At 64.9% G+C, this 26,400-nt stretch carries 15 protein-coding genes and 4 pseudogenes; 6 read left to right on the forward strand and 13 right to left on the reverse strand.

The features are described from left to right. Positions 1 to 29 precede the first annotated feature (29 nt). Together R0V12_RS04925 and R0V12_RS04930 are read right to left on the reverse strand one after the other, a co-directional pair. Positions 30 to 1,506: pseudogene (locus R0V12_RS04925) on the reverse strand (multicopper oxidase family protein). A gap of 71 nt (positions 1,507 to 1,577) precedes the next feature. After that, complete coding sequence (locus R0V12_RS04930; RefSeq protein ID WP_071573011.1) at positions 1,578 to 2,153, reverse strand: CueP family metal-binding protein; 576 nt, start codon at positions 2,151 to 2,153, stop codon at positions 1,578 to 1,580. A gap of 403 nt (positions 2,154 to 2,556) precedes the next feature. Between R0V12_RS04930 and R0V12_RS04935 the strand changes: the two genes are divergently transcribed. The 6 genes and pseudogenes from R0V12_RS04935 to R0V12_RS04960 all read left to right on the forward strand — a co-directional run bounded on the left by R0V12_RS04935 (position 2,557) and on the right by R0V12_RS04960 (position 7,868). Beyond that, the gene (locus tag R0V12_RS04935) at positions 2,557 to 3,279 is read left to right on the forward strand and encodes a response regulator transcription factor (protein ID WP_070479640.1); all 723 of its coding nucleotides are present in this window, start codon (positions 2,557 to 2,559) and stop codon (positions 3,277 to 3,279) included. Beyond that, entirely contained in the window at positions 3,276 to 4,403 is a 1,128-nt protein-coding gene (locus tag R0V12_RS04940) for a sensor histidine kinase (RefSeq protein WP_320072958.1), read from the forward strand. The genes R0V12_RS04935 and R0V12_RS04940 overlap by 4 nt, the downstream gene beginning before the upstream one ends. 96 nt (positions 4,404 to 4,499) lie before the next feature. Further along, on the forward strand, positions 4,500 to 4,826 hold the full coding sequence (locus R0V12_RS04945) for a heavy-metal-associated domain-containing protein (RefSeq protein WP_071573008.1): 327 nt from the start codon (positions 4,500 to 4,502) through the stop codon (positions 4,824 to 4,826). Between the two features lie 51 nt (positions 4,827 to 4,877). Further along, positions 4,878 to 7,102 (forward strand): annotated as a pseudogene (locus R0V12_RS04950) (copper-translocating P-type ATPase). Positions 7,103 to 7,129: 27 nt separating this feature from the next. Continuing rightward, positions 7,130 to 7,429 (forward strand): DUF305 domain-containing protein, encoded by a 300-nt coding sequence (locus R0V12_RS04955; RefSeq protein WP_320072959.1) that lies wholly within the window; start codon positions 7,130 to 7,132, stop codon positions 7,427 to 7,429. A gap of 94 nt (positions 7,430 to 7,523) precedes the next feature. Further along, positions 7,524 to 7,868, forward strand: a complete 345-nt coding sequence (locus tag R0V12_RS04960; RefSeq protein ID WP_070975634.1) for a DUF3054 domain-containing protein — start codon at positions 7,524 to 7,526, stop codon at positions 7,866 to 7,868. 131 nt (positions 7,869 to 7,999) lie between these two features. On the opposite strand, the pseudogene R0V12_RS04965 reads toward R0V12_RS04960, so the two are convergent. The 11 genes and pseudogenes from R0V12_RS04965 to R0V12_RS05015 form a co-directional block, all read right to left on the reverse strand. Then, a pseudogene (locus R0V12_RS04965) lies at positions 8,000 to 9,543 on the reverse strand (acyl-CoA carboxylase subunit beta). Next, the gene (locus R0V12_RS04970) at positions 9,533 to 14,260 is read right to left on the reverse strand and encodes an alpha/beta fold hydrolase (protein WP_320072960.1); all 4,728 of its coding nucleotides are present in this window, start codon (positions 14,258 to 14,260) and stop codon (positions 9,533 to 9,535) included. Before R0V12_RS04970 ends, R0V12_RS04965 begins: the two are co-directional and overlap by 11 nt. Positions 14,261 to 14,298: 38 nt before the next feature. Then, positions 14,299 to 16,091 (reverse strand): annotated as a pseudogene (locus R0V12_RS04975) (FadD32-like long-chain-fatty-acid--AMP ligase). A gap of 39 nt (positions 16,092 to 16,130) precedes the next feature. Then, entirely contained in the window at positions 16,131 to 17,060 is a 930-nt protein-coding gene (locus tag R0V12_RS04980) for a cutinase family protein (RefSeq protein WP_320072961.1), read from the reverse strand. 9 nt (positions 17,061 to 17,069) lie between these two features. Next, the gene (locus R0V12_RS04985; protein ID WP_320072962.1) at positions 17,070 to 17,537 is read right to left on the reverse strand and encodes a DUF732 domain-containing protein; all 468 of its coding nucleotides are present in this window, start codon (positions 17,535 to 17,537) and stop codon (positions 17,070 to 17,072) included. 9 nt (positions 17,538 to 17,546) lie between these two features. Further along, the gene (locus R0V12_RS04990) at positions 17,547 to 19,490 is read right to left on the reverse strand and encodes an alpha/beta hydrolase-fold protein (RefSeq protein ID WP_070361776.1); all 1,944 of its coding nucleotides are present in this window, start codon (positions 19,488 to 19,490) and stop codon (positions 17,547 to 17,549) included. A 370-nt stretch (positions 19,491 to 19,860) separates the two neighbouring features. Next, the gene (locus R0V12_RS04995) at positions 19,861 to 20,862 is read right to left on the reverse strand and encodes an alpha/beta hydrolase (protein ID WP_070361775.1); all 1,002 of its coding nucleotides are present in this window, start codon (positions 20,860 to 20,862) and stop codon (positions 19,861 to 19,863) included. Between the two features lie 27 nt (positions 20,863 to 20,889). After that, positions 20,890 to 22,698 (reverse strand): arabinofuranosyltransferase AftB family protein, encoded by a 1,809-nt coding sequence (locus R0V12_RS05000; RefSeq protein WP_320072963.1) that lies wholly within the window; start codon positions 22,696 to 22,698, stop codon positions 20,890 to 20,892. A gap of 13 nt (positions 22,699 to 22,711) precedes the next feature. After that, a complete protein-coding gene (locus tag R0V12_RS05005) occupies positions 22,712 to 23,698 on the reverse strand; it encodes a decaprenyl-phosphate phosphoribosyltransferase (protein ID WP_070361773.1) in 987 nt (328 codons plus the stop codon). Beyond that, positions 23,695 to 24,198 carry a phosphatase PAP2 family protein gene (locus tag R0V12_RS05010; protein ID WP_070479664.1) on the reverse strand — a complete coding sequence of 168 codons (504 nt, stop codon included), beginning with the start codon at positions 24,196 to 24,198 and terminating at the stop codon, positions 23,695 to 23,697. Before R0V12_RS05010 ends, R0V12_RS05005 begins: the two co-directional genes overlap by 4 nt. After that, positions 24,185 to 26,092 carry a glycosyltransferase gene (locus tag R0V12_RS05015; RefSeq protein ID WP_413774872.1) on the reverse strand — a complete coding sequence of 636 codons (1,908 nt, stop codon included), beginning with the start codon at positions 26,090 to 26,092 and terminating at the stop codon, positions 24,185 to 24,187. Before R0V12_RS05015 ends, R0V12_RS05010 begins: the two co-directional genes overlap by 14 nt. Positions 26,093 to 26,400: the final 308 nt, after the last annotated feature.

Raw genomic sequence — 26,400 nt, forward strand, 5'->3', positions numbered from 1 at the left:
TACCTCGGCACTCAACCCTGCTGTGGGCGTTACTCGTAGCGAAGCGAGCTGAACATCCCGGTTTCCATGTGATAGGCGTTATGGCAGTGAAATGCCCACTCACCGGGGTTGTCAGCGATCAGGTCGGCGACCATGGTTTCACCGTGGCGGAGAAGGACGGTGTCCTTGCGTAGCCCGTCGCTGCCGGGCAGCGCCCACGTGTGGCCGTGGATGTGCATGGGATGGGGCATCATGGTCCTGTTGCGCATGACCATGCGCAGGCGCTGGCCCGCCTGCACGGTCGCGGAGGAGGATTGGCCGTCGGTGAGAATGCTCCATTCATAGGGCATCATCTGCCCGCCCAGGTCGATGCCAACTTCTCGGTCTGGTGTGCTCTCGGGCAGGAGTGCACGGTCTGCAGGCTTCAGGGAGGACAGAAGCAGTCCGGTGGAAGACAACTCGGGGAAGTCGACATCGGGGTGGGGGGCCTGGCCGCCAGCGGTGCGGATGACGGCGAAGGCGCGGTCGTCCTTTCCCACCGCCAAAGCCGTGAGCGGGAAGACGCCGTCGCCGAGGATGACCTCGACGTCGACACGCTCGCCCATCGACAGGTAGATCGATTCGGTCTCCCTGGGCTGGACAGGGAAGCCGTCGGTGTGAGTGACGGTCATGCGGTGACCACCGAGGGCCACCTTGAAGATGGTGTCACCGCCGGAGTTGATAAACCGCAGGCGGGCCTTATCGCCCGGGCGAGCCTCAAAGGTTCGGTGAGCGCGGGGGATACGTCCGTTGATGAGGTAGTGCGGATACATCACATCGCCGGCATCCCCGCCCAGAACCCGGTCCGGGGTGCCGTGCATCATGTGGCTGTGACCTCCCATTCCCATCCTCCCGTTATGGTCGCCCGAACCCATTCCGGTGAGCTTATCGAGCTCATCGTCGGGAGTGCCCTGAATACCATCGACCCAGTCGTCGAGCACGATGGTCCACTCGACGTCCTGGTCCTCAGCGTCTTGCGGGTCACGGATGATCAGTGGGGCGTGGAGGCCGCGATCAAGCTGCAGGCCGGTGTGGGAATGGTAGAAGTAGGTGCCACCGTGGGGGACTTCAAAAACATAGGAGAAAGACTCGCCAGGTTCAATGGGGTCCTGGGTCATGCCGGGCACACCGTCGGCTGCGTTGTGGAGTGCGATGCCATGCCAGTGGATGGAGGTGCTCTCAGGCAATTCATTGGTGATATTCGACCTGGAGGACGTCGCCGGCGGTGGCCTCAATGGCCGCATCCCCGGTGTCAGAGACGTATCCCCACGTCTTGGCTTCGATGCCGCCGATATCCAGGGAGAGGGGCCGGGCGGTCAGTGTCCGCCGCACCGTCGGCTCACCGAACGCAGTGGGAGTGGGGCGAAGGGAGGAACCTGGTGCCGAGGCAGCGGGTCCAGGGTCGCTGGTGCAGGCGGCCACGGCCCCGGTGCCGGCGAGGACGAGCCCGCCGAGCAGAAACTGTTGTCGGGAAAACGCGTTCGTCATGATTTAACCTTCCTGGTGTAAGAATTCAGTGACACGGAGAGACAGGTGCAGGTGAGGACCCTGCTGAGCCATTACGTCAGGCGCAGGTCTGTAACACAGGTGGCACCGTCGTCGGTGGTGGAAAACTCCGTGGTACCGGTACGCCCCTGGTAGCTGACCTCAATCAGGCCGGTGACATCATCGGGAAGCCAGAAGCCAATAAACCCGTTGTCGAAGGTGGTTGTCTCCTCGTCCACCAGCACCTCACCGGTCGCCTCATCGGTGATCTTGACCTGGATATCCTCATTGCTGAGTTCCCCCACGCAGGTCGTGAGGCTGTGGTAGAAGCAGTCGTGGGTGGAGTTGACATAGGGTGCGATCGAGACATACGTCTGATTGTCGGGAAGATCGACCACGACTTCCTGGTCACCGCTCGAGAGCAGCAGTTCATCGGGACGCACTGAGGCGATCAGATCCGTGGGGCGCTCAGTGACCTTCTGCCGGTCGAGGTGATCAATGATCTCCACCGCGTCCATGTCAGCCAGGCCATGGGTAGTCAGGAATGTATCTTGGGACACCGTCCCGTCGGCCGTGGGTTCCGGGTCGGCGGTCGAACACCCCGTGAGGGCGAGGGCAAGGGCGGCGGCTGCGATCGCTGCTCGTTTCACGTCAATCTCCTTGGATCGTGGTAACACTGTGAGAAGACACCGCCTCAAGGTCGGTGTCATACCGCTATCTTGCACGGGTGCCTGACGGAGTAGAAATCAAAAACCCTGCTCACAGCCTTATAACAGAGCGAAAAGGGGGTGAATTCAGTGGGCTGGGTCACCACCGGGACACCACCCCACAGCCGTGGGCGATGTCCTTCTACCCGCCCCGGGTATGCGGTGCGGGCAGTGAAATCCCTGGTGACGCCTGCTGAACCGACCAGGGGAGGCGATGCCGCCTGCCGGGGTGGGGGCACAGGGGTGACGGCGATTGAAGGGTGATGTTTGAAGATTTGATGAAGATTCCCCGCTGGGCACTGAGTGAAGGTGGTATTCCCCCCTGGCTGGCGCGATACTGGGATCTATGGCTGACCACACACCGACCACCACCACGCCCCCGGGGCGGGTGCTGGTCGTCGATGATGAACAACCCCTGGCTCAGATGGTGGCCTCCTACCTCATCCGGGCAGGCTTCGATACCCACCAGGCGCACACCGGCACCCAGGCCGTGGACGAGGCCCGTCGCTTTTCCCCAGATGTTGTGGTGCTGGATCTGGGGCTGCCCGAACTCGACGGCCTGGAGGTATGCCGACGGATCCGCACCTTCTCGGACTGCTACATCCTCATGCTCACCGCGCGTGGCAGCGAGGACGACAAGATCAGCGGTTTGACACTGGGGGCGGATGACTACATCACCAAACCTTTTAGCATCCGGGAACTGGTGACCCGAGTGCATGCGGTGCTGCGCCGCCCGCGCACCAGCACCACCCCACCGCAGGTGACCACCCCCTTGATCGTTGGTGACCTCATCCTTGACCCCGTCGCCCATCAGGTGCGGGTGGGGGAGACGACCGTGGAGCTCACCCGCACGGAGTTCGAGCTGCTGGTTGCCCTGGCCCTGCGCCCCGGCCAGGCGCTGACCCGCCACGACCTGGTCACCGAGGTCTGGGACACCACCTGGGTCGGTGATGAACGCATCGTCGATGTCCACATCGGCAACTTGCGTCGCAAGCTCGGCACCGACACCCGAGGCCGGGGGTTTATCGACACCGTGCGTGGCGTGGGCTACCGGATGGGGCAGCCATGAATCACGGACCCGGCCTGACCTTCCGCTTCCTGGCCGCCCAGGTGTTGGTCGTGGTGATTAGCCTGCTGGTGGCCGCGGCCGTGGCCACGACGGTGGGCCCGCCCCTGTTCCATGATCATATGTTGATGGCCGGCCGGGAGGACCCCTCGCTGGAGCTGTTCCATGCCGAGCAGGCCTACCGGGACGCCAACCTGATCACCCTGGCCGTCGCCCTGCCCACTGCCTTGATCAGCGCCCTACTGGCCAGCCTGTGGTTATCGCGTCGTCTGCGCACCCCCCTGCAGGATCTCACCCGCGCCGCTACCAGCCTGGCGGCCGGTAACTCCCGTACCCGCGTGCCCGCCGGAGAAGCAGGCCCCGAGGTCGCCACCCTGGCGCATGCCTTCAACACCATGGCCGACCGGCTGGAACACACCGAACAGGTCCGCCGCCAGATGCTCTCTGATCTGGCCCACGAAATGGGCACCCCCTTATCGGTGCTCACGGTCTACCTCGATGGTCTCCAGGACGGGGTCGTGGACTGGGATAATGCCAACCACACGATCATGGCTGACCAACTCACCCGCCTGACCCGGTTGATGGAAGACATTGACGATGTCTCCCGGGCCCAGGAACACCGGATCGATTTGGACCTGGCGGAGGAAGAGCTCGGGGATCTGCTCCATACCGCGGCTGCTGCCGCGGGGGAAGCTTATGCTGGCAAAGGCGTCGATTTACAGGTCGAGACCATTACGGACGCCGCCCGGGTGCTCGTGGACCGGCAACGCTTCGGCCAGGTGATGAGCAATCTCCTGTCCAACGCGCTACGGCACACCCCGGCCGGCGGGCAGGTCCGGATCAGCGTTCAGCGCCAGGGGGCGTCCACCGCGCTCATCCACGTCGCCGATGACGGCGAGGGCATCCCACCTAGCCAGCTCGGACACATCTTCGAACGCTTCTACCGGGGAGATGCCGCTCGCAGCCGGGACAACGGCGGGTCCGGTATCGGTCTGACCATCTCCAAGGCATTGATTGAGGCCCACGGCGGCACTCTCACCGCCACCTCCCCCGGACCTGGTCGCGGAGCGGTGTTTACCCTCCGCCTCCCGCTGTCCCCTCCCGACAGTGAGGAGGCTGCTCGGTGACCACACCCTGCCCCGCGTGAGGGCAGTGCCCTCCACCCCTTGAAGATATACCCCAGATAGCATCGCCGAATCCCACCGACCAGAAGGAGCTTTCCCATGATCACCTCCCCACCCCGCCTCTTGCCGATGGCCTCCCACGGCTGCAGCTGTTGCGGACCTGCCTCACGTGCCGACACTGCCTCCATCCCTGCCGCCAGCGACTCGTCAGCAGGAGGGTCCTCCTCTAGCTACCAGGTCACCGGTCTGACCTGCGGACACTGCGCGAAAAGCGTGACCCAGGCCCTTCAGGCCCTCCCCCAGGTCGACGACGTCCAGGTCGATCTCGATGCTGGTGGTGTTTCCACCGTCACGGTCACCGGTGTCGCACCTCCGGAGATGGTTCGCCGGGCCATCGAGGAGGCCGGCTACGCCGTCTTATCCTGATCAGTTTTACTCATCATCTCGACCCCGACCGGGTTGAGCGAAAGGAACGTCATGAGCACTCCCAACCATTCCGGTGATCACCCCGCTCCGGAAACAGACCACACCCACCACCCGGATCATGCCAGCCACAAACACCACGCAGATGCCGACACCCACGGCCAGGAGATGCCCCACGATCACCCGCACTCCGCCCTGGACGACGAAGACCACCACGTTCATGGTCACGGCCAACACGTCGGACACAGCACCGCAATGTTTCGGGACCGCTTCTGGTGGTCGTTGATTCTGTCCATTCCCGTCGTTATTTTCAGCCCCATGGTCGCCCACCTCCTCGGCTACCACCTCCCGGCATTCCCCGGATCCACCTGGATCCCCCGGTGCTGGGCACGATCATCTTCGTCTACGGCGGAACGCCTTTCCTTAAGGGCGGATGGAAAGAACTGAAATCCCGCCAACCCGGGATGATGCTCCTGATCGCCATGGCCATCACCGTGGCGTTTGTCGCCTCCTGGGTCACCACTCTGGGGCTGGGTGGTTTTGACCTGGACTTCTGGTGGGAGCTGGCCCTGCTGGTGACCATCATGCTGCTGGGCCACTGGCTGGAGATGCGCGCTCTCGGGGCAGCGTCCTCCGCGCTTGACGCGCTGGCTGCCCTGCTACCGGATGAGGCCGAGAAAGTCATCAACGGGACCACCCACACCGTGGCCATCTCCGAGCTAGTCGTCGACGACGTCGTGCTGGTGAGGGCCGGTGCCCGGGTGCCGGCCGACGGAACCATCATCGACGGAGCCGCCGAATTCGATGAGGCGATGATCACCGGCGAATCCCGTCCCGTCTTCCGCGGCACCGGTGACAAGGTGGTCGCCGGTACCGTGGCCACCGACAACACCGTCCGCATCCGGGTGGAGGCTACCGGCGGGGACACCGCCCTGGCCGGGATCCAGCGCATGGTTGCCGACGCCCAGGAGTCCTCCTCTCGGGCCCAGGCCCTGGCGGATCGGGCGGCGGCGTTGTTGTTCTGGTTCGCGCTGATCTCCGCTCTGATCACCGCGGTGGTGTGGACCATCATCGGCAGCCCGGACGATGCTGTGGTGCGCACGGTCACGGTGCTGGTCATCGCCTGCCCGCACGCCTTGGGCCTGGCGATTCCGCTGGTCATTGCGATCTCCAGCGAGCGGGCCGCGAAATCCGGGGTGCTCATCAAGGACCGGATGGCGCTCGAGCGGATGCGCACCATCGACGTGGTGCTCTTCGACAAAACCGGCACCCTGACCGAGGGTGCGCACGCGGTCACCAGTGTCGCGGCAGCTGTCGGCGTCACCGAGGGCGAGCTGCTGGCCCTGGCCGCCGCCGCGGAGGCCGACAGCGAGCACCCCGTGGCCCGCGCCATCGTGGAGGCCGCGGCCGCCCATCCCGAGGCCTCCCGTCGGCAAATCCGGGCAACTGGTTTCAGCGCCGCCTCCGGCCGAGGGGTCCGGGCCACTGTCGATGGCGCTGAGATCCTCGTGGGCGGGCCGAACATGCTGCGCGAGTTCAACCTCACCACCCCGGCCGAGCTCACCGACACTACCAGCGCCTGGACCGAGCGTGGGGCTGGTGTGCTCCATATTGTCCGCGACGGTCAGATCATCGGTGCGGTGGCCGTCGAGGACAAGATCCGCCCTGAATCCCGCGCCGCCGTGAAAGCCCTGCAGGACCGCGGGGTGAAGGTCGCGATGATCACCGGCGACGCCCAGCAAGTGGCCTACGCGGTCGGTCAGGACTTAGGCATTGATGAGGTCTTCGCCGAGGTCCTGCCCCAGGACAAAGACACCAAGGTCACGCAGCTGCAGGACCGGGGTTTGAGCGTGGCCATGGTCGGTGACGGTGTCAATGACGCCCCCGCTCTGACTCGCGCAGACGTCGGTATCGCCATCGGTGCCGGCACGGATGTGGCCATGGAATCTGCCGGGGTGGTCCTAGCCAGTGACGACCCGCGGGCAGTGCTGTCGATGATTGAGCTGTCCCAGGCCAGCTACCGCAAGATGATCCAGAACCTGATCTGGGCCTCTGGCTACAACATCCTCGCCGTGCCGCTGGCCGCCGGAGTGCTCGCCCCGATCGGGTTCGTGCTGTCCCCGGCCGTGGGCGCGATCTTGATGTCTGCCTCGACTATCGTGGTGGCCCTGAACGCTCAGCTGTTGCGCCGTATTGATCTGGAACCGGCTCACCTGGCTCCGACCGAGTCGAAGAAGGAACACACCACGCCTACTCCGGCATCCACCGCCGTCCACTGATCCACCACTTCTCTCCACTGCCCCCATATGGCCCTGAAAGACCCCACCATGAGGGGCACCCCTGTTCTTTCCGCTCTCGCCGTGGCCTCCACCCTGGCGCTAGCCGCCTGCGGTGAGGCCACCGAGTCAGGCAACACCGATGCCTCCACCTCAGCCACCACCACGGCGACGACTGAGGCGGACCGGGAGATCTCCGCCGATCACGACGACACGGACATCGTGTTTGTCCAGATGATGATCCCCCATCACCAGCAGGCCGTGGAGATCGGGAGGATTACTACAATCCTATTGCTACACTTTGCGGATTTACCGGGGATGGCAGGTTGAAAACGCAAATTTGTTCACAAATTCGCTAAGCGGGTTTTGCGGCACCGACCAGCGACCTACCAGCGCAACCAGGCGCCGGGTTAGACTGTCTGGCATGATCAAAAAACCGTATGCAATTGCTGCTGACTACGTTGCCATCGCCGCGTTCGCGCTGCTCGCGCGCATCGCGCACCAGACCGAAGAGATGCCGCTGAACTTCTTCGGCTGGCTGGAAACCTTCCTACCGTTCGCGGTCGGGCTGGGGTTGGCGTGGCTGGCCACCCGCAAGGACAAGGGGTGGCTGATTTGGCTCATCACGATCGTGGTGGGCCTGATCATTTGGGGCTTCTACCGCCACAAGCTGCCGCACTACTCGTTCGTCATCGTGGCGAGCAGCATGTCGGCGCTGCTCATGCTGGGGTGGCGCGGGGCAGCGAAACTGATCCTGAAGCGGCGTTAGCTCGACAGCCAACCCATGTTGGCCAGGAAGTCGCCGCCTTGGAGGGCGTAGACCATCCACACGAGGTGGTTGATGATGTCACCGGCGATGTCGAGTGCAGAGGAAAGCATGAAATTCTTCTCCTTTGAGTGTTAGAGCGGGCTGATGGTGTGCTTCTTCGGCAGGTCTTGCTCTTGTTTGGTGGCAAGTTGTCGAAGGGCGCGTCGTAACGAGATGCGGGTTTGGGACGGCTCGATCATTGAGTCGATGAACCCGCGCTCGGCGGCGACGTATGGGGAGGTCATGGTTTCGTCGTAGAAGTCCATGAACATCTTCTTCATCGCCTCACGCTGGACGGGATCCTCGATGGCGGCGAGCTGCTTGCCCTGGATCATCACCACGGCAGCAGAGGAGCCCATGACGGCGATTTGCGCGGTCGGCCAGGCGAGGTTGATGTCGCCGGTGAGGTTCTTGGAACCCATGACGGCGTAGGCGCCGCCGTACGCCTTGCGGACGATGAGGGTGACCTTCGGCACGGTGGCCTCCACGACGGCGAACGCTAGCTTGGCGCCGCGGTGGATGAGGCCCTCGCGCTCCTGGTCGACGCCGGGCAGGTAGCCGGGCGTGTCCACGACGAAGACGAGGGGGATGTTGTAGGCGTCGCAGGTGCGGATGAAGCGCGCGCCTTTGTCGGCGGCGTCGGCGTCGATGCACCCGGCCTGGTACATGGGGTTGTTGGCGACAAATCCGACGGTGCGGCCGTCGATGCGCCCGAAGGCGCAAATGAGGTTTCGGCGTAGCCGGCTTGGATTTCGACGAGGTCCTCGTCGTCGCCGAGCTGCACGAGGAGGTCCATCATGTCGTAGCCGGCGTTGGTGTCGTCGGGCATGAAGGTGTCGAGGGCGGAGTCGTCGAGGTCGTCGTCCTCGGGGGCCCATTCGACGGGGGCTGGGTCGAAGGTGGACGTCGGCAGGTGGGCGAGGAGGTCGCGGACGTAGTCGAAGGCTTCTTCCTCGGAGCCGACGACGGCCTGGATATTGCCGGACTGCTCCTGCACGCGGGCGCCACCGAGTTCGGCGGAGGTGATGTCTTCGCCGGTGACTTCGCGGATGACGTTGGGGCCGGTGACGTACATTTCGGACTGGCCGTCGACGGCGACGACGAAGTCGGTGGTCACGGGCGCGTAGACGGCACCGCCGGCGGACTTGCCCAGCATGATGGAGATCTGCGGGCTGCGGCCGGATAGCGGGAGCTGGCGGCGGGCGATCTCGGAGTACATGGCCAGGGACGTCACCGCGTCTTGGATGCGGGCGCCACCGGAGTCCTGGATGCCGATGACGGGGCAGCCGATCTTGATGGCGAACTCCATGACCTCGACGACCTTGCGGCCGAAGGTGACGCCGACGGAGCCGCCATAGACGGTTTTGTCGTGGGCGTAGACGGCGACGGGGCGGCCGTCAACACGCCCGTAGCCGGTGACGACACCGTCGGAGTAGACGGCTTTCTCGTCGCCGGGTGTGCGGGCCAGGGCGCCGATCTCAACGAAGGAGCCTTCGTCGAGAAGCGCGGCGATGCGCTGGCGCGGGGTGGTGTTCCCGGCGTCGTCGCGGCGCTTCCGCGAGCGCTCAGAACCGGGGTCCTGCGCTTTTTCTAGACGTGCACGCAGGTCAGCGAGCTTTTCTGCGCTAGTTGCCATTATCAATCCATTCGTTCATGTGCTTGCCCACGATGCCAATCGCGGGCTCGTCAACTACTGCCAAATGGTCGCCCGGCAGGTGGACGATCGTCAAATCCTTCACGATAGCGCCCCAGCCGCCGTCCTCGTCAATGTGGGCGTAGGCCGGCTCGAGGGTGATCGCGCCGTCGTGCATGCGCTCGGCGCGGAACAGCAGCACCGGCACCTGCACGTCTGCCCAGCGGGCGAAGTCGAGGCGGTTGAGGATCTGATTATCGACGAAGGACGCGCGCTGGTGTTCCAGCACACCGGCGGCGAGCCCGTGCTCGGATGCATCGGTGGTGGCGAGGAATTCCGCCAGCATGTTGAGCACCGCGTCCTCCCCTGCTGTCTCCAGCAGGTCGAAGGGCACCGGGAAATCCAGCCCGTAGGTGTCCTTGGCAAACTTGGCGTAGCGCTCCCAGCGCGCCTTGGTCTCCTCCGGGGTGTCGGGGGCAGGCTCGGACGGCTGGGTGGTGTCCAGCAGCGCGATGAACGCGATGCGGTCGTTGCCCAGCTGGTGCGCCACCTCGTAGGCCAGTGCGCCGCCGAAGGACCAGCCAGCGAGCACGACCTTGCCCTCGGGGGCGATGCGGTTGATGTCTTCAACGTAGGCCGCGGCACGCTCTTCGAGGGTGCCCTCGAGTCGCTCGACGCCGTACACCGCGACGTCATCTTCTAGTCGACGAGCTAACGGCTGGTACACCGCACTGGACCCACCGGCCGGGTGGAACACGAACACGGGCGGCTTGGTGGTGTGCTCTGGTTGCTGCAGCACGCGGATGTTGCCCTCGACCTCGGTCTCGAGGCCCTCGCGCACGATGTCGGCGAGCGGCTCGAGCGTTTCGGCGTCCTTGACTTGCTCGGCGGTCACGGTGATGCCGGAGCGCTCGCTGAGGTGATTGGCGATGTTCTCGGCCTGCGCGTCGTCGATGGCTGGCAGTTCGGAGGTCACGCCTGCGGCTGCGGTGCCGGTGAACTTGGCCCACGCGCCGAAGACCATGCGCTCCGAGGCATCGCGTGGTGCGACGCCGACGCCCTGGGCACCCTCCGACTTCTCGGCGGGCTCGGCGGACTCATCAGCATCATCGACTCGCTCAGAAGCAGGCTCAGCGGCCTCGGACTGTACCCCGGCGACGGCGTCCTCGACGATGCGGATGACGTCGGCGACGGAAGCATCGCGAAGCGTTTGGACCGGCAACGGCGGGATCTGGAAGTCGTTTTCTACGCGGTTCTTGATGCGCATGCCCATCAGGGAGTCCAGGCCGAGGTCGATGAGCGGTAGCTCGTCGGGGAGGTCCTCGGCGTCGTAGCCCATGGACTCGGACACGATGGAGCGCAGGCGCTGGGCGACGGACTCGCCGGAGTTCGGATCCCAACGGATGGCGTCGACGTCCTCGAGCTCGTCCACGACAGGCGCGGCGTCACCAGTAGCCTCAGCCACTGCGGCAGGAGCAGCAGCCGTTGAGTCCTCCTCAACAGCGCCGCCGAGGTCGAGCGCGGTAGCGAAGCCCTCCGCCAGCAGGGTGTCCTCGTGGAACACCTTCACGCTCACCCCGCCGAGCGAGGTCGCCGCGATGGTGGTTACGTCGCCTTCGGCAGGAAGTACGTCGTGGTCCTCGTAGGCCACCACCCGGGAGCCGGGGAGGACTTCGGCGGCGACGGCGTCGATAATTTGGTGTGGGCTAAACAGCGTGTCCGCGGCCGTCGAGTACGCGACCTGGCCCTCCGGCAGCCGCACCTTCGCGCCGAGCAGCGAGGTGTGCGCGGAGGCGGGGCGCGCGTCGGTCCAGAACTCGGAGCGTTTGAACTGGGTCAGTGGGGCGTCGATACGCGGGCCGCGGCCGTAGAACGCAGTGAAGTCGACGGCGGTCCCTGTGACGTAGAGCTTCGCGGCGAGGTCCAGGATGGACTCCACCTCGTCAACCTTGCGCTTGCACGTGAACAGCAGCTGCGCATCCGGCTTCCCCGAAGCGAACGCGGTGTTCATCAGCCCCATGATCGCCACCGGGTTCGGCGCGACCTCCACGAGCGTAGTGTAGCCCTCGGCAAACGCGGTCTCGGTGGCCTGCTGGATGTAGACCGGCTGGCGCGTCATGCGCAGGAAGTATTCGTCGGTGTGCACGACCTGGCCCGGCTGGTACACCACGCGCTCGTCGACGCTGCTCAGCAGCGGGATCCGCAGTGGGTGGGCCTCAATGCCGGCGATCTGTGCGGCCAAATCGCCCAGGATCGGGTCGAGCGCACTCGTGTGCCCGGCGCCGCGCACGCGCATCAGTCGTGCGAACTTGCCTTCGCCTTCCAGCTTCTCGACGAGCCCCTTCACCGCACCAACGGGGCCACCCACGGTGAGCATGCCCGGACCCGCGAACACGGCTGCTTCGACGCCCGTACCCTCCAATTGATCGGCACTCAATTCGACGACGGCCATGGCGCCCTCGGCGTCCGTGTCGGCCGTGAGCGCTTCGCCCTCGCCCATCAGGCGAGCGCGGTGGCACGCGATCACCATCGCGTCCTTCGCGCTGATGCCGCCGGAGGCGTAACCCGCAGCGATCTCGCCCATGGACATGCCCATCACGGCTGCCGGTCGGATACCGGCGGCGTCGAGCATGTCGGTCAGCGCGATCTGGTAGGCGGTCACCGCGACCTGGCCGGTCTCGGTGTCGTAGGTCAGCCCGTCGTCCTCGATGATTTCGATGATGGACCAGCCGGCCTCGAACTGGACGATGGAGTCCAGCTCACGCATCCGCTGCGCAAACAGCGGCGAAGATGCCATGAGCTGCTTCGCCATCTTGCGGTGCTGGGAGCCGAAGCCGGAGTACACAAACACCGGGCCGAGCGCGTTCGGCGAATCCGCCACGGCGATACCGGGGCCGACCTTGCCCTCGGCGACCTGGCGCAGCCTCTTTACTGCCTCCTCGGTCGTGGCGGCAGTGACTACCGCGGCGGAACGGCCGTGGTTACGCAGCGCCAACGAACGCGCAATGGGAATGAGGTCTGCGTCAGGGCGTCCCTCCAGCGCGTCGGCAAGCTCGGCTGCTGCGGACTTGCGCCGCGAGGTCAGAAGGCCGCTGACGGGCAGGGTGGCCGTCGATACGCCGGTGAGCGCCTCGGGGCGCTGCGGTGCTGCCTCGTAGTCGGCCGGGTCGAACTCCTTGACCACGACGTGCGCGTTCGTGCCGCCGAAGCCGAAGCCGGAGACACCCGCCACGCGCTGGCCGGAGTACTGCGGCCACTCGCGCGGGTCCTCGACGACCTCAAGATTGTTGGCGTCGAAGTCGACGTAGCGGTTCGGGCCGGCGAAGTTCGCCATGGCCGGGATCGTGTCGTGCTGCAGGGCCTGGACAACCTTGATGAGTGCCGCCACGCCCGCGGCGGACTCCGAGTGGCCAATATTCGACTTCGCGGACCCAAGCAGCAGCGGCTGGCCAGCCTCGCGGCCGGTGCCGCAGACTTGGCCCAGCGCGGTGGCCTCGATCGGGTCGCCGAGGATGGTGCCGGTGCCGTGGGCCTCCACGAGGTCGACGGTGCGCGGGTCCACGCCCGCGTCGGCGTACGCCTGCTGCAACACGTCTACCTGGGCCTCCGGGTTTGGCGCGGTCAGGCCGTTGGAGTGGCCGTCCGAGTTGGTGGCGCTGCCCTTGATCACGGCGAGGATGTCGTCGCCGTCGGCGATGGCGTCCTCCACACGCTTGAGCACGATGAACCCGGCCGCTTCCGAGCGGACGATGCCGTCCGCGTCATCAGAGAATGCGTGGATCTTCCCGGAGGGCGAAATCACGCCCAGCTCCGAGAACATCAAGGAAGCAAACGGGTTGGCCAGGATGTTCACGCCGCCAGCGAGGGCGACGTCGGCTTCGCCCTCGCGAAGGGCGCGCACCGCGTGGTGCACCGACACCAGCGAGGAAGAGCAGGCCGTGTCCACGTTCATGGACGGGCCACGGAAATCGAAGGCGTAGGAGATCCGGTTCGGGATCACCGCGCTCGACGCGCCGGTCAGCGCGTACGGGTGCGCCTGCGCCGGGTCAGCGCCCATGAGCATGCCGTAGTCGTTATTCGAGGAACCGACGAACACGCCCACGCGCTGCCCACGTAGCGAGTCGGCGGGGATGTGGGCGTCCTCAAGCGCCTCCCAGGCGACCTCCAGCATGATGCGCTGCTGCGGATCGATATTCTTCGCCTCCAGCGGGGACAGGCCAAAGAACTCGTTGTCGAAAGAGGCAATGTCGTCAAGATAGCCGCCGTCGGTGGCTTCCTCGCGCATCTTGGTGCGCAGGAACGGATCCGAGTTGTACTCGGACCAGCGGCCCTCCGGCAGCGGGCCGGTCGTGACCTCGCCTGCGGCGAGCAGCTCCCAGTACTCGTCCACGTTATTCGCGCCCGGGAACCGCCCGGCCGTGCCGACGATGGCGATGTCGTGACCCTTCGCCTCCACGTCGCGGCCGGTGGCGACGACGTTCGACGCCGCCGGGGCGTCAGCGGTCAGCGCGTGGGCCAAGGCAGCGATCGTCGGGTACTGGTAGGCCACGGTGGGGTCAATGCGTCGGCCCAGTAGCTTCTCCAGTTCCCCGGAGAGAACCACTGCGTCGCGGGACGAGAGCCCGTAGGACTCAAACGGGGTGGTCGCGTCAACGCTTTCCACACCGGTCGTCTCCGCAACCCACTGTTGCAGCCACTGGATCAATGCATTCTCACTCATAGCACCTAACCCTATCGGTCATGCCTTTCTTTTCGTTATCAGCCTTGGTACTTCTTCGCGTTGACCTGGCGCGCAATCTTGCCCGAGGAGGAACGCGCGATCTCGCCCGGCGCGTAGAAACGGATGTCCGTCGGCGCCAGGCCGTGCTTCGCGGTCACGGCGGAGCGGATCGCGGCGATGGCGTCGGCGTCGCCGTCCGGGGTGGCGGTGTCCGCGCGCTCTACCAGCAGCACCAGCTTTTCGACGTCCTCCCCCGGCACCGCAAACGCCGCCACCGAATCCTTGCGCACATGTTCGCTGGCCTCCATGACGGTGGCCTCGATGTCCTGCGGGTAGTGGTTACGTCCTGCGACGACGATGAGGTCCTTGACGCGGCCGGTGATGTAGAGGTGGCCGTCGAGAAGCGTGCCGAGGTCCCCTGTTGCCAGCCAGCCGTCCTTCGGCAGGCCTTCCTGGCGGGTGGCGCCGATGGTGTTGCCGAAGGTGTCGGCGGTGTCGCGCTCGCGGTCCTGGTAGCCGAGGGCGATGTTCGGGCCGTGTGCCCACAGCTCGCCGATGGTGCCAGGCGCGACCTCGTCGTGGGTCTGCGGGTCGACAACGGCGAAGTGCATCCAGGACACCGGCTGGCCGTTCGAGGCCATCACAACGCCGCCATCTGTCTCTACCGCAAGCCCCTCGGTGAGCTTGTCGCGGTCGAGGGTGACGAACTTGGGGCGGTCCGGGGTCTGCGGGGTGGAAACGAGCAGGGTCGCCTCCGCGAGCCCGTAGGAGGGGCGCATCGCTTTGCGGTCCAGGTTGAAGCCCTCGTAGGCCGCAATGAAGCTGTCGACGCTCGGCTTCGTCACCGGCTCAGAACCGATGACGAGGGCGTCGAGGACGGACAGGTCCAGGTCCTGCGGCGCGTGCCCGACGGCACGAGCGCACAGCTCGAGCGCGAAGTTGGGCGCCGCGGTGAAGACGTGGATGTCCTCCGGGTCGCTCTCGCAGCGACCGAGGCGTTCCACCCAGCGCATCGGCTGCTGGATGAAGTCACGCGGGGTGAATAGCTCGAACTCGCTGCCAAGGATGATCAGCATCATCGAGATGATGATGCCCATATCGTGGTGCAATGGCAGCCAGCACGGCACGCGCATCGGCTGCTGCAGCTTCGCCGCCGTATAGATCTGGATGACGTTAGACACGATGGACTCGTTGGTAAGCATCACGCCGGCCGGGTTGCGGGTGGAGCCGGAGGTGTACTGCAGGAAGGACACATGGTCCGACGTATCGACGTCCCCCTCCACCTGTCCGGCCACCCAGCTGGCAGCGAGCGTGTCCGGCAGCGCGTCGACCGCGATGATGCGCGGGCGCTCCCTGCCCGGCAGCTCCGCGAAGAAGGTGCGCACTGCTGGCGCGCCCTGCTTGTTGGTGAGCACCACGTTGGCCTCGGCGTCGGCGAGGACCGCGCGCAGGTGACCTTCGTGGCCTGGCTCGGTCGGGTCGTAGAGCGGCACCGGGATTGGCCGGCGTACATGGCACCCATGAATCCGAAAATGTACTCGGGGCAGTTGCCCGCCAGGATGGCCACGCGGTCCCCCGGCTTTCCGATCTGCTGCAGGCGCGCCGCCACCGACTTGATCCGTGTGTTTACTTCCGCGCGCGTGAACGTGCGCAGCGCCCCGTCCGGGTCTGCGGAGTAGTCCCACGAGCGGATGTTGACGGTGCCTGTCGCACCGGCCTGTGCGGCTGCCCCGTAGAGCATCTTGGTCAGGGCCGGGATGGTGAAGTTCGGCGGGAGTTTGATCTGGCCGGTTTCGTCAATAAACCGCTGAATCAGTACTTGGAGATCCATGGACACTCCTTGTAGTCAGGTCCTAGAATTAGTTAGTTTCTAGAAAGAATCAATTACGGACATCGACCAATCTACAGCCCATTGCGGCGTAGTGGTACCCGGAATCACATCCGGGTTCGAGGCATACATCGCGTGATTGCCGTTGGCCAGCAACAACGCACTCGCGCGGTCCACCGCATTTCCGATATCCTGCGGCGCGTCACAGATGGAATCATTCGGCGCACAAATCTCATACGCGCGGTCAGCCACCTGGCCGAAGCCACCCTGCCGCGCACCAGTCATCGTTGCGCCTGGCGTCGCCGCGCTCACAACCATCTGCAGTGGGCGCAGCGCAATCTCAGCGCCAACACCACGCAGTTCAACACCAGGGTTCACGCCGACGCCGTTCTCACGACGCCCGTCCGCAATCATCAACGAGCCCAGCAGGCGCTCCGGCGGCAACGCGTGCGTACCCGCGCCAATCTGGCTCGTAATATCGCCCGCAATCACCGCGCCCTGGGAGAAACCAGCCACAATGAACTTCGTCTTCGAGCACTGCTCCGCCACAAACGCGATCTCGCCGTTCGCACGCGCCGTACCCTCAGCGCGAGACTCGTCGTAGCTCATCTCGTTGCGGCCCTGCGGCGTCTGAATGTTCCGGAACTGCGCCGTATACGGCACTGTGAACACGCGCACCTGGTCAATCGGGTAGCGCTCCTGCAGCGGCTTCGTAATCGACAGCATGAAGCTGTTCGGGTTCGCCTGCGGGGCGAAGGGGTCGTCGTCAATTGACGATTCCCACGTGCCCGGAATCGAAACAAACTCCACCGCCGGGCACCAATCCGGCTCCTGACGCGCCTCCGTCGAGGTGCCCGGCTCACCCGGCTCAACGACACTCGGCCCATCCTGGTTCTTGAGCCACTGGAATACCCCGAGCCCAATCGCCGCGAGCACCACAATAACTGCAGCTACAACGCCTGCTCTGCGCATACTACTTCCTTACTTGCACAGCTTGGACTGCGCGGTTTCACCAATCAGCGCCGCCACGGCATTCGCATCCAAATCGGTGCGGCGCTGCTCAACCAACTGCCCCGCAACCGCATCGCGCGTCACGGAGTCACCATTGCACACCGTCGCGCCCGTCGCCGTCAACTGATCCTCGACGCCCTTCACGTTCACACCGCTTTGCTGCAGCTGGTCAAGGAACGCCTGCTCCTTCGGGCTAAACGTCGGCGCCTGCTCCGGAATCGAGGTCACCTCGCGCGCCGGTTGATCCGCCGGGCCCTGGTTTTTCGACGCCGGCTTCGCTCCCTCCGACGGCGTCGCCTTCGAAGTGCCAGACGCCGACGACGTTGCCGTCGGCGGGGCCTGCGTCGCCGTCACGTCATCGCTCTCCACCGTCGTGCCACCGCAGGCCGCCAAGCCCAACGCGAGGCACAGGCTTGCGCTCGTCAGCAGTCGCTTCATCGCCGCTCCTTACTTCCGCTCGCGGACCACGCCGTTGACCTGCTCCAGCGTTCCGTGCTGGAAGTCAATCACCAGTCCACCGGCAGGGATTTCGCGCATGTCCGAGGTCGGCCAGCCCATCGCGCCCTGCTCGTAGCCGCGCTTGCCCCACTCCTCGAAGATGTCGCCATAGAGCACCACGTGTGCGCCGGTCTCTGGCGACCAGTAGATGTTGCCCTTCTCGAACTGCTGGAAGAACCCTCCGCGGATCGCGATCTCGTTGCTCTTCGGGTAGCCCAGCGCGCTCGTCGCCGTGCCCAGCTCGCCGTACTTCTCGGCGATCGCGCCGTGGACAATGTTGTGGCTCTTATCCGGGTTGCGGGTCAGGAACCCGCCCTGGAACTTCTGCACGTAGCCCTTGCCCACCTGGTTCGCCTCAGCAACCGGGTACTTCAGGTCGCCCGTCTCGTAGCCGTTCTCGCCCCAGGCCTTGAACATGTCGCCAGGGATAGCGTAGGCGCCAGTCTGCGGCGTCCAGTAAATCGAACCGTTCTCGAAGTGCACGAAGCGGCCAACGCCGTCTGGCGTCTTGGTCTCACCGGTGGTCGGGAAGCCGAGCCAGCTCGACGCGCCACCCAGGCCGCTGTACTTCGCCAGGATCGCGCCGAACAGCGGGTACGCACCCGTCTTCGGGGACCAGAACGCGGTACCACCACGGAAGTCCTCGGCCTTGCCCTTGCCGTCAGCGACGTCGTACTCGTTATTCACGCAGCTACCGATCACACCAGACTTCGTCGCCTCAGCAATCGCGCCCACCGGGCTACAGTCCGAACCGCGGTCAGCCTCCGCCAACGCCAACGCATTCGCGATGTACGGCCAGGCCTGCGTCATCTCAAACTGCCAGTACTCCCACGAGTGCACGCCCGACGGACGGAACTTCACAACCGGCTTCACCGGCGTCCGCGACGCGTAATCGACGAAGGTCTGCGTCGACAAGCGAGAAATCACCTCAAGCCCGACACCAGCCGGGTTCGCAGCGCCCTTCGCCACCGACTCCGGGTTACCAAAGTCATCGCGGCCCGAGCCCGAGGACACGTACACCGTCATGTCCTTCAACGCCTCAATGCCAAGCTTCGGGTCGTGGTCAATCCAGTCCTGCGACCCAGCCGGGCCCCACATCGCCTCCGAGTCGTAGCCGCCCGCATCCATCTGCGCGGCCTTAATCGCCGTCGGCATACCCGTGGTTGTGGTGTCCAAGTAACCAGAGAAGGAACCCACGAACTTGAACAGGTGCGGGTTACGCTCCGCCAGGTTAATCGCGGCAGTACCACCCATCGAGATACCCACCACGGCACGGCTATCATTCGAGCGGAACTCGTTATTGAGCACCGGGACGAGCTCCTTCGTCAAGAAGGTCTCCCACTTGTAATTCTTCCCGTTGTTCGGGCGCTGCCAATCCGAATAGAACGAAGACTCACCACCAACCGGCAGGATCACGTTCACGTTCTTGTCAGCGTAGAACTGCTCAATATTCGTCTCGATGGTCCAGCCATTCTCATCATCACGAGCACGCAGACCATCCAGCGCCCACACCTCAGGGAACTTCGCCTGCGGATTCGAGTGCCAGTCACGCGCCAGCAGGATCTGCACCTGCATCAGCTGCTCCGGCATCGCCGCCGAACGAATAAACACAGCCACGCGGCGGTTCGTCAACCACTCAATGCGGTCCACGCTCACACCTTCAGGCAGGCCCGGGATCTGCGGGTTCTTATCAACCTCAATCGGCGTCCGCTTCGGCGGGTCCGACGGCCGAATATTATCCGACAGCCCACCACGGTTACTCGACAGCGGCAACGACGACTGCGCCGCAGCCGACGTTGACAACACCGGAACTAACGACGCCACCATCGGCACCGCCGCCGCAACAATCGCAGCCTTCTTCATCCGATTCATAGGGGAACGGGTCTCACGCATGAATTTCCTGCCTCAACTCTTCTTCTGGGCTTTTGCCATTTTTTGGGTGTGCACAACCAGCGCCGCGTGCTCTACAGCCAACTCCGAGGGTTCCCCTCCCCCGGAATCAACCAGCGACGGCGCTAACAAATCACTCTAAAGGTTAAGTATGCCTTGAGAGTTTAGCCACCAGACACGCCGTTGCGCCACCAAGATATTTGTTTGTGGGTGGATATCGGTGCCAAAAGACGCAATCGTTTTCGACTAGCCCTTTTTTGACCTGCAAATACGAAAAGTACCAGTTTGCGAATTGCGTCCTGTGGCACTCGCGCCCTCAGCACAGACAAAAAGAACCCCGCCAGGCGAGGCTGACGGGGGCAAGAGCCAAAAACTACCAGGCGTTCATCACGTTGAGGATGCGAGGCTTCGTGTACTCGAGCTGCTGGCCGAACTGCTCCCAGTTGTGCAGGCCAACAGGTGTGAACACGGCGGTGTGCTTGACGCCGGTGGCCGTGGCCTTGGCGCTCCACAGGCGTGTGGTGAAGTTCGCGACCATCTCCAGCGCGATGCCGGCGGCCTTGTGCTGTGGCAGGTAGCGGTCGTCGCGTGCGGATGGAGTGCCGCTTCCGGCGGAGACGTAGACGTCGCGGCCCCGCAGGTTACCCATGTTCAGGAATGGGTCGTTCTCGTAGCGGCGGGGATCAAAGATGGAGCCCCACATGGCGTTGAGGTTGTAGAGGCCGCCGTCGAGAAGTGCGAGGCGCAGCGCGGTTTGGGCGCCGGGGATGGTGGTGGTGAGGTAGCCCGAGTAGGACAGCACCTGGCGGAACTGCTGCGGGTGCAGCGCGGCGAGGTTGATCGCGGCGGTGCCACCCATGGACAGGCCGAGGATGGAGTTGTTCGTCGGGGATACGCCGAAGTGGCGCTGCAGGTATGCGGGCAGCTCCTTGGACAGGAAGGTGTCCCACTTGTAGGTGACGGGGCTGTTGAAGTTGTAGGTGGCTGGCGCGTTCCAGTCGGTGTAGAAGGAAGACTGGCCGCCGACCGGCATCACGAGGGTGATGTTGTGGTTGACGAAGGTGCGTGCTGCGTTGACGTCTTGGACCCAGGCGTTGGTGCGTTCGGTGGCGCGGAGGCCGTCGAGCATGTAGAGGCCGGCGTTGCCGCCGCGCTGAGCGGGCTGGATCTGGACGGTGATGTGGCGGCCCATTGCTGGCGACCAGACGGTGCAGCGTTGTACCCAGTAGCCGACGCGGTCCCATTCGCAGGTGCCGGTGGAGTCGGGGCGCAGCCAGTCACGGTTAGCGGCTTGTGCTTGGGGGGCGGCGACGATCATCGACAGCGCGGTCAGGAGCGCTACCACTAGGCCCATGAGTCCGTGGCGGTTCTTCATACAGCGTTTCCCTTTCTCAGCAGTTTGCTACCAAACTACACGGGTACCGCTATGGATACCCAAATCCTCGCCTTTGCTGAGCCGTGCCTGTTCGTCGTCTGTGAGGTAGCTGAGGTAGGTGGAGGGGTCGTCGGAAAGCTGGAGGGTTCGGCCGTTACCCAGCGAGTATTTGATGTTCTTCCAGAAGCGTTCGCGGCTCATTGGCTCGCGGGACGTGGCGAGCAGCTCGGCTATTTCGGGGCTACGGAGTGCGGCGCGGGCTTGGCGCGCTTCCTCCTGGTCGATCCACTCGGGAACCTTTGAGAGGTCGACGGCCGTGTCCGCAACTTGCCATTCGGCGGCAAGCTGCTTGTCGTGCCCGACGCGCCCTTCGGGGTCGCGCGGCATACGGGCCGCGAGCGGCGTCGCAAGGCCGACGGTGTCGAGGACCCGGACGTCGAGAGGCGCGTTCATGCTGGTCATGCCGAGGTTGATCAGGTAGAGCGACATCGGGTACGCCTGCAGGTCACTGTCGGCGTCGGAGACGCGGGGGCGCGGGTACCAGGAGTAGAGCTCCGGGTCGCGGCTGATAAGCCCCGGTGCGATTTGGGCAGCACCAGCGTCGCGTGCCTCAATGACGACGTCCGCGTAGTTCGTCATGAGCTTCGAGCCCAGGAAGTCTTCGGCGTAGCGCGGCGGGTGCTGCGGGTCGCGGTTGACGGCCATGGTCCAGAATTCGCGCTCATCGACGATGCCCAATTCTTTGGCTGATCGTTCGTGAATATCATCGTCGAGCGGGTGGGCACGCACCACAATTATCGACGCCCACACCACCAACACCAGCGCAACCACCACGTTGAGGCGCGTCAGCGGGGCGGCCATCACCGGCAGCAGCAGCGCGAACAGCGGCAGCAGCCACATGCGCCCGTGCATGAAGTCGCCGCCGACGCGCAGCACGTACAGGATGTGGATCAGCGCGCACCCCACGACGAGCGCCACGATGGCGGCGCGACGTCCGGTGACGAGGAAGCGTCGTAAAGAAATAAGGAGTACCGCGATGACCAGCAGGAGCGGCAGGTAGAGCGCGTAGGGCCCGATGAAGTCCCAGGCGTACTTTGCGCCTTCGGCCCACTCGCTGCCGGAGGCGGACTTGGCCACTGCGGTGTGCGGGGTGAGCAGGCCGTAGTAGCCCATGCGGAAGATCTGGTACGCGGCGGGCACGGGCAGCGCGGCCGCCAGGATGCCGAGCGTCTTGCGCGGCGAGTACACCAGCAGGACCAGGCCGGTCAGCCCGCCGTAGAGTGCCAGCTCTGGGCGGACCAGCCAGGACAGTCCGCACCAGAAGGCCAGCCAGTAGCCGACCACGGGGGCGGCGCGGCGCGCGGTGCCGCCCGCCCACTGGACGAGCAGCGCCCACCACGCCGCCAGCCACAGCAGGGACAGGCCCCACTCAAGGCCGGAGGTGGCGAAGTCGCGCGCGGGCGGCAGGGCGAAGTACACCAGGATGCCCAGCGGCACCACCGGCGCGGCGCGCCAGAACCTGCCCGCAGCGTAGGTGGCCAGCACCGCCGCGACGACCGTGCACAGCAGCGCGAGCCACATCGCGATGGTTTCCAGGCGGGCGTCGCTGACCATCGCGAACGCGGTGATCAAGTACTGCCACAGCGTGGAGGTGTTCGCCTCCACGCGCTCACCGGCATTGAAGACTGGGCCATTGCCGGCCAGCAGGTTGCGCACGGTGCGCAGGACGATGAGGCCGTCGTCAGACATCCAGCGCCTGGTCCACCCACCCCAAAATGCGAACACGCCCGCAATGGCGCACGACAGCAGCAGCGTCACCCGGGCGTTGATCTTCATTGCGCCAATGTTACTAAGCCAGCGCTGGCACCACGTAAACTGCCAGCACAATGCACAGGATCCAGGCCGCGGCCAGCATCTGCAGCACGCGGTCTTCCAGGGCAATCTCGTCAGGCGCGCCGCCGTGACCACCGTCAACCTTCGCGGCGTAGCGCAGGATCGCGATCACAAACGGCACCATCGAAATCTGGTACCAGACCGCGGCCGCGCCCTCGACCGAGTTGGAGAGCTGGAAGCCCCACAGGGCGTAGCTCATCACGACGGCGGTCGCGGACAGGGTCCACACGAAGCGCAGGTAGGTGGCCGTGTAGCCCTCCAGGGCCTTGCGGATCTTCGCGCCAGTCTCCTGCGCCAGCAGCAGCTCCGCGTAGCGCTTGCCCGACGCCATGAACAGCGAGCCGAACGCCGCGACCAGCAGGAACCACTGCGACAGGTCAATGTTCGCCGCCACGCCACCGGCCATGGTGCGCAGCATGAACCCGGAGGACACCAGCGCGATATCAATGACCGGGATGTGCTTCCAGCCGAAGCAGTAGCCGAGCTGCAGCGCAATATAGATGCCAATCACGAGGGCGAGGGCGAAGCCGTCCGTCGCTAAGAAAGAGAGGCCAAGCGCTGCGACGATGAGCACCACCGCCATCGCGTAGGCCAGGTTGATCGGCAGCATGCCCGAGGCGATCGGGCGGAAGCGCTTCGTCGGGTGCTCGCGGTCACTGTCCACGTCGCGGGCATCGTTGACCAGGTAGATCGAGGAGGCGCCGAAGCAGAACACCACGAACGCCAACAGCACGTCCAGCGCGGTGCGGGACGTCCAGGCCTCCGTCCCGGCGGCCAGCGGAGCCGCCAGCACCAGGACGTTCTTCACCCACTGCTTCGGGCGAAGGCCCTTCACCATGGCGTCGGGAAGGTTCTTCGGCGGGACGCGTACCTGCTGGTAGTCCACGCCCTCGGTGTGGGGCTCCGGCTTCAAAAAGGGTTCGTGCGGTTGCGTGTTGCTCACTTCAGCTGCCTTTCCACCTTGATCGTCGCTTTGGCGCACCCGGCGCCGAGCAAAGCACCGACAATAGTATCCGTCGGGTAGTGGACGCCAAGGAGGTTGCGGGAGAACATCATCACGGGCACGAGCAGCAGCGGCCACTTCTTGCCCGTGATGTCCATCAGGTGCACCGCGGCCGCGCCCGTGTTCGTCGCATGCGAGCTCGGGAACGAGAGCTTGGAGGGGGTGGCCACGCCAATGTTCACGCGGGGGTCGTGCGGCCTTGGGCGCCGCACAATCCGCTTGATGACGACGCTCGCCGCGTGCGCCACGAAAGTGCCCACGCCCAGCGCCAGCCACTTCGAGCGCCTCTTCTTATCGACGCCCGCCCCGAGCCCCGCGACGGCCAACCAGCCAAGGTCGTGCTCGCCGAAGTGGCTCAGGCCCCTGGCCGCCTTGACGGCTGCCGGGGTGTACGCCGCGTTCTGGATCGCGACGAGGATATCAGCCTCACGCTTGCTCATCGAACACCTTCCCCCAGTTCTCAGCGCTGGTCAGCGCCGGTTTCGCGGCTTCGTACTGCTGGCGTAGCTCCTGCCAGCGCTCCTTGATTTCTTCCTGTAGCGCCTTGGTTTCGCGCAGCAGGTCGTCCGCAAGCGCCTTGTTGCGCTTGCGGAACGCCACACCCGTGCCACCTGCCGTGGCCACCGTCGCCGAGTCGAGGCGGGCCAGCGTGAACCAGCGGGCCTCCTCCGCGGTGAGGTTCAGCTGCGGCGCCTCCCAGTGCTCCTGGTTCTCCTGGGTGAACTGGTGGCGCAGCGCCTTGACCGCCCACGGGATCTTCTTCAGCTTGGCCAGGCGCCCGCCGATGTTCTTGGTGGGTACGCCCGGCGCGCCCGTCGGCGCTGGCAGCTCCGTTGCGGAGGAGACGACCTTGGCGTCGTCGTAGTTGGCGCGGATCTTCTGGATGCGCGGCAGTGAGGTCTCAAGGATGTCGAAGAGCTGGTCCGGGCCGGCGAGGAAGTCCTTCATGGCTTCCAGCTGGATGGCCATGGTGGAGTATTCCATACACATGATGTGCTTGTAGGTGGACTTCAGCATGTTCTTCAGCATCGCGTCCGGGGAATCCGGGCCGTACAGGGAGGCGACGATGAGGCGGTTACGCATGTGGAAGTAGGCCTGCCAGTCGATGGCGTCGTCCTTATCGGCCCAGGCCATGTGCCAGATGGCGACGCCCGGCCAGGTGACCGTCGGGAAGCCGGCTTGCTTGGCGCGCAGGGCGTACTCGTTGTCGTCCCACTTGATGAACAGTGGCATCGGAAGGCCGAGCTTCTCCGCGACGACGCGTGGGAAGAGGTTCATCCACCAGCCGTTGTAGTCCACATCGACGCGGCGGTGCAGGGCACGCGACGTCGTCTTGCGAGGGTCCAGCTCTTCTTCCTCAGTGCCGAGGTAGCCCAGCGGGTACTTGGCAAAGTCGTGGTCGTACACCGCGTGCTCCGCGGCGCGGAACATGAACACATCCTTATCGACGGCCTCTCCCGTCGTCCGCAGCTGCAACCGGTCCTGCAGGTTCAGCATCTGGCCGCCGACCAGGATCGGGGCCTTCGCGTAGCGGGCGGCCTGCACCGCGCGCAGGATCGAATCCGGCTCGATCGCGATGTCGTCGTCCATGTAGAGGATGTATGGGGCGTCCGTGGTGCGCAGCGCCTCGTACATGATGCGGCCGTAGCCGCCCGAGCCGCCCAGGTTGCCCTGGCGGAAGATCTGCAGCTTACCCTGCAGGTTCTTCTCCGCTTCCTTGAAGTCCGGCAGGTCCGACGGGTGCTGGTCGCCCTGGTCGGGCATCAGCACATCGGAGATGGATTCGAGCACGAACGGGTCCTCTGCCAGCGCGTGCAGGGCGTTGACGGCGTCGCGAGGCCTATTGAACGTCGGGATGCCCACCGCGACCTGCTTCGGCTCCGGGCCGGTTTTGCTGCCGTCCGGCATCGTCTGTGCTTCCGGCTCCTTGTCGGAGAACCAACCCGCGTTGCGGATCGTCGTGTCCGTTTCCGCCGTGACGTCGAACCACAGCCAGCCGCCGTCCTCGAAGTTGCGCAGCGGCAGCACTACCTCCAGCACGCCGTCGCTGGCCTCAGCGTTTTGCACAGCGATGCGCTTACCGTCGTGCTTCGAGCGGTAAATGGAGACAGTCGCCTGCCCCTCAACCTCCATCGCCAGCACAACGTTTTCCAGCTGCGACCAGCGCCGCCAATAGGATGCCGGGAACGCGTTGAAGTATGTCTCGAAGGAAACTTCCTCCCCGGCGGGGATGGATACGCTCGTCCGGTCCGCCCACGTCAAGCGCTGCTTGTTCTGCTCTGCCTCGATGAGGTACAGCATGCGGACGTCGTGCGGTTCGCCCTTCTTCGGCATCAGCACTCGCTGAAGGACTTCTACTGCAGTCGTGGTTTCCACAGGTCTCACTTTCGGTGCCTAGTTAGAGTTTCGCCCTAAGCGTAGTGCGTTCGCGGGCGCCGGTGCATGTTCGGCGCTCTCATATGTGGGTGCACATGAAAAATCTGGCGGGCACCAACCCCCTCGTCGGTGCCCGCCAGTTCGCGTTCGCTCTGTGTTAGTTGTTAGTTCGATGCGCGGTCGATCGCCTCAAGGATCGTGCGCGTATCGTACGTGAGCAAGTATTTGAGGAACTTCATGACACTCTCCCTTCGGTTTTCATTTAC

It is taken from the genome of Corynebacterium sp. UMB2355A, from assembly GCF_033877495.1.
GTDB lineage: Bacteria > Actinomycetota > Actinomycetes > Mycobacteriales > Mycobacteriaceae > Corynebacterium > Corynebacterium pseudogenitalium.

What these genes read in the sequence shown, in the direction of transcription:
- R0V12_RS05015 (WP_413774872.1), bottom strand. Translation starts at nt 26,092, where the DNA reads ATGCCGAAGAAGGGCGAACCGCACGACGTCCGCATGCTGTACCTCATC.
- R0V12_RS04980 (WP_320072961.1), bottom strand. Translation starts at nt 17,060, where the DNA reads ATGCGCAGAGCAGGCGTTGTAGCTGCAGTTATTGTGGTGCTCGCGGCG.
- R0V12_RS04945 (WP_071573008.1), top strand. Translation starts at nt 4,500, where the DNA reads ATGATCACCTCCCCACCCCGCCTCTTGCCGATGGCCTCCCACGGCTGC.
- R0V12_RS04935 (WP_070479640.1), top strand. Translation starts at nt 2,557, where the DNA reads ATGGCTGACCACACACCGACCACCACCACGCCCCCGGGGCGGGTGCTG.
- R0V12_RS04990 (WP_070361776.1), bottom strand. Translation starts at nt 19,490, where the DNA reads ATGCGTGAGACCCGTTCCCCTATGAATCGGATGAAGAAGGCTGCGATT.
- R0V12_RS05010 (WP_070479664.1), bottom strand. Translation starts at nt 24,198, where the DNA reads ATGAGCAAGCGTGAGGCTGATATCCTCGTCGCGATCCAGAACGCGGCG.
- R0V12_RS04960 (WP_070975634.1), top strand. Translation starts at nt 7,524, where the DNA reads ATGATCAAAAAACCGTATGCAATTGCTGCTGACTACGTTGCCATCGCC.
- R0V12_RS04985 (WP_320072962.1), bottom strand. Translation starts at nt 17,537, where the DNA reads ATGAAGCGACTGCTGACGAGCGCAAGCCTGTGCCTCGCGTTGGGCTTG.
- R0V12_RS04940 (WP_320072958.1), top strand. Translation starts at nt 3,276, where the DNA reads ATGAATCACGGACCCGGCCTGACCTTCCGCTTCCTGGCCGCCCAGGTG.
- R0V12_RS04955 (WP_320072959.1), top strand. Translation starts at nt 7,130, where the DNA reads ATGGCCCTGAAAGACCCCACCATGAGGGGCACCCCTGTTCTTTCCGCT.
- R0V12_RS05000 (WP_320072963.1), bottom strand. Translation starts at nt 22,698, where the DNA reads ATGAAGATCAACGCCCGGGTGACGCTGCTGCTGTCGTGCGCCATTGCG.
- R0V12_RS04970 (WP_320072960.1), bottom strand. Translation starts at nt 14,260, where the DNA reads ATGAGTGAGAATGCATTGATCCAGTGGCTGCAACAGTGGGTTGCGGAG.
- R0V12_RS04995 (WP_070361775.1), bottom strand. Translation starts at nt 20,862, where the DNA reads ATGAAGAACCGCCACGGACTCATGGGCCTAGTGGTAGCGCTCCTGACC.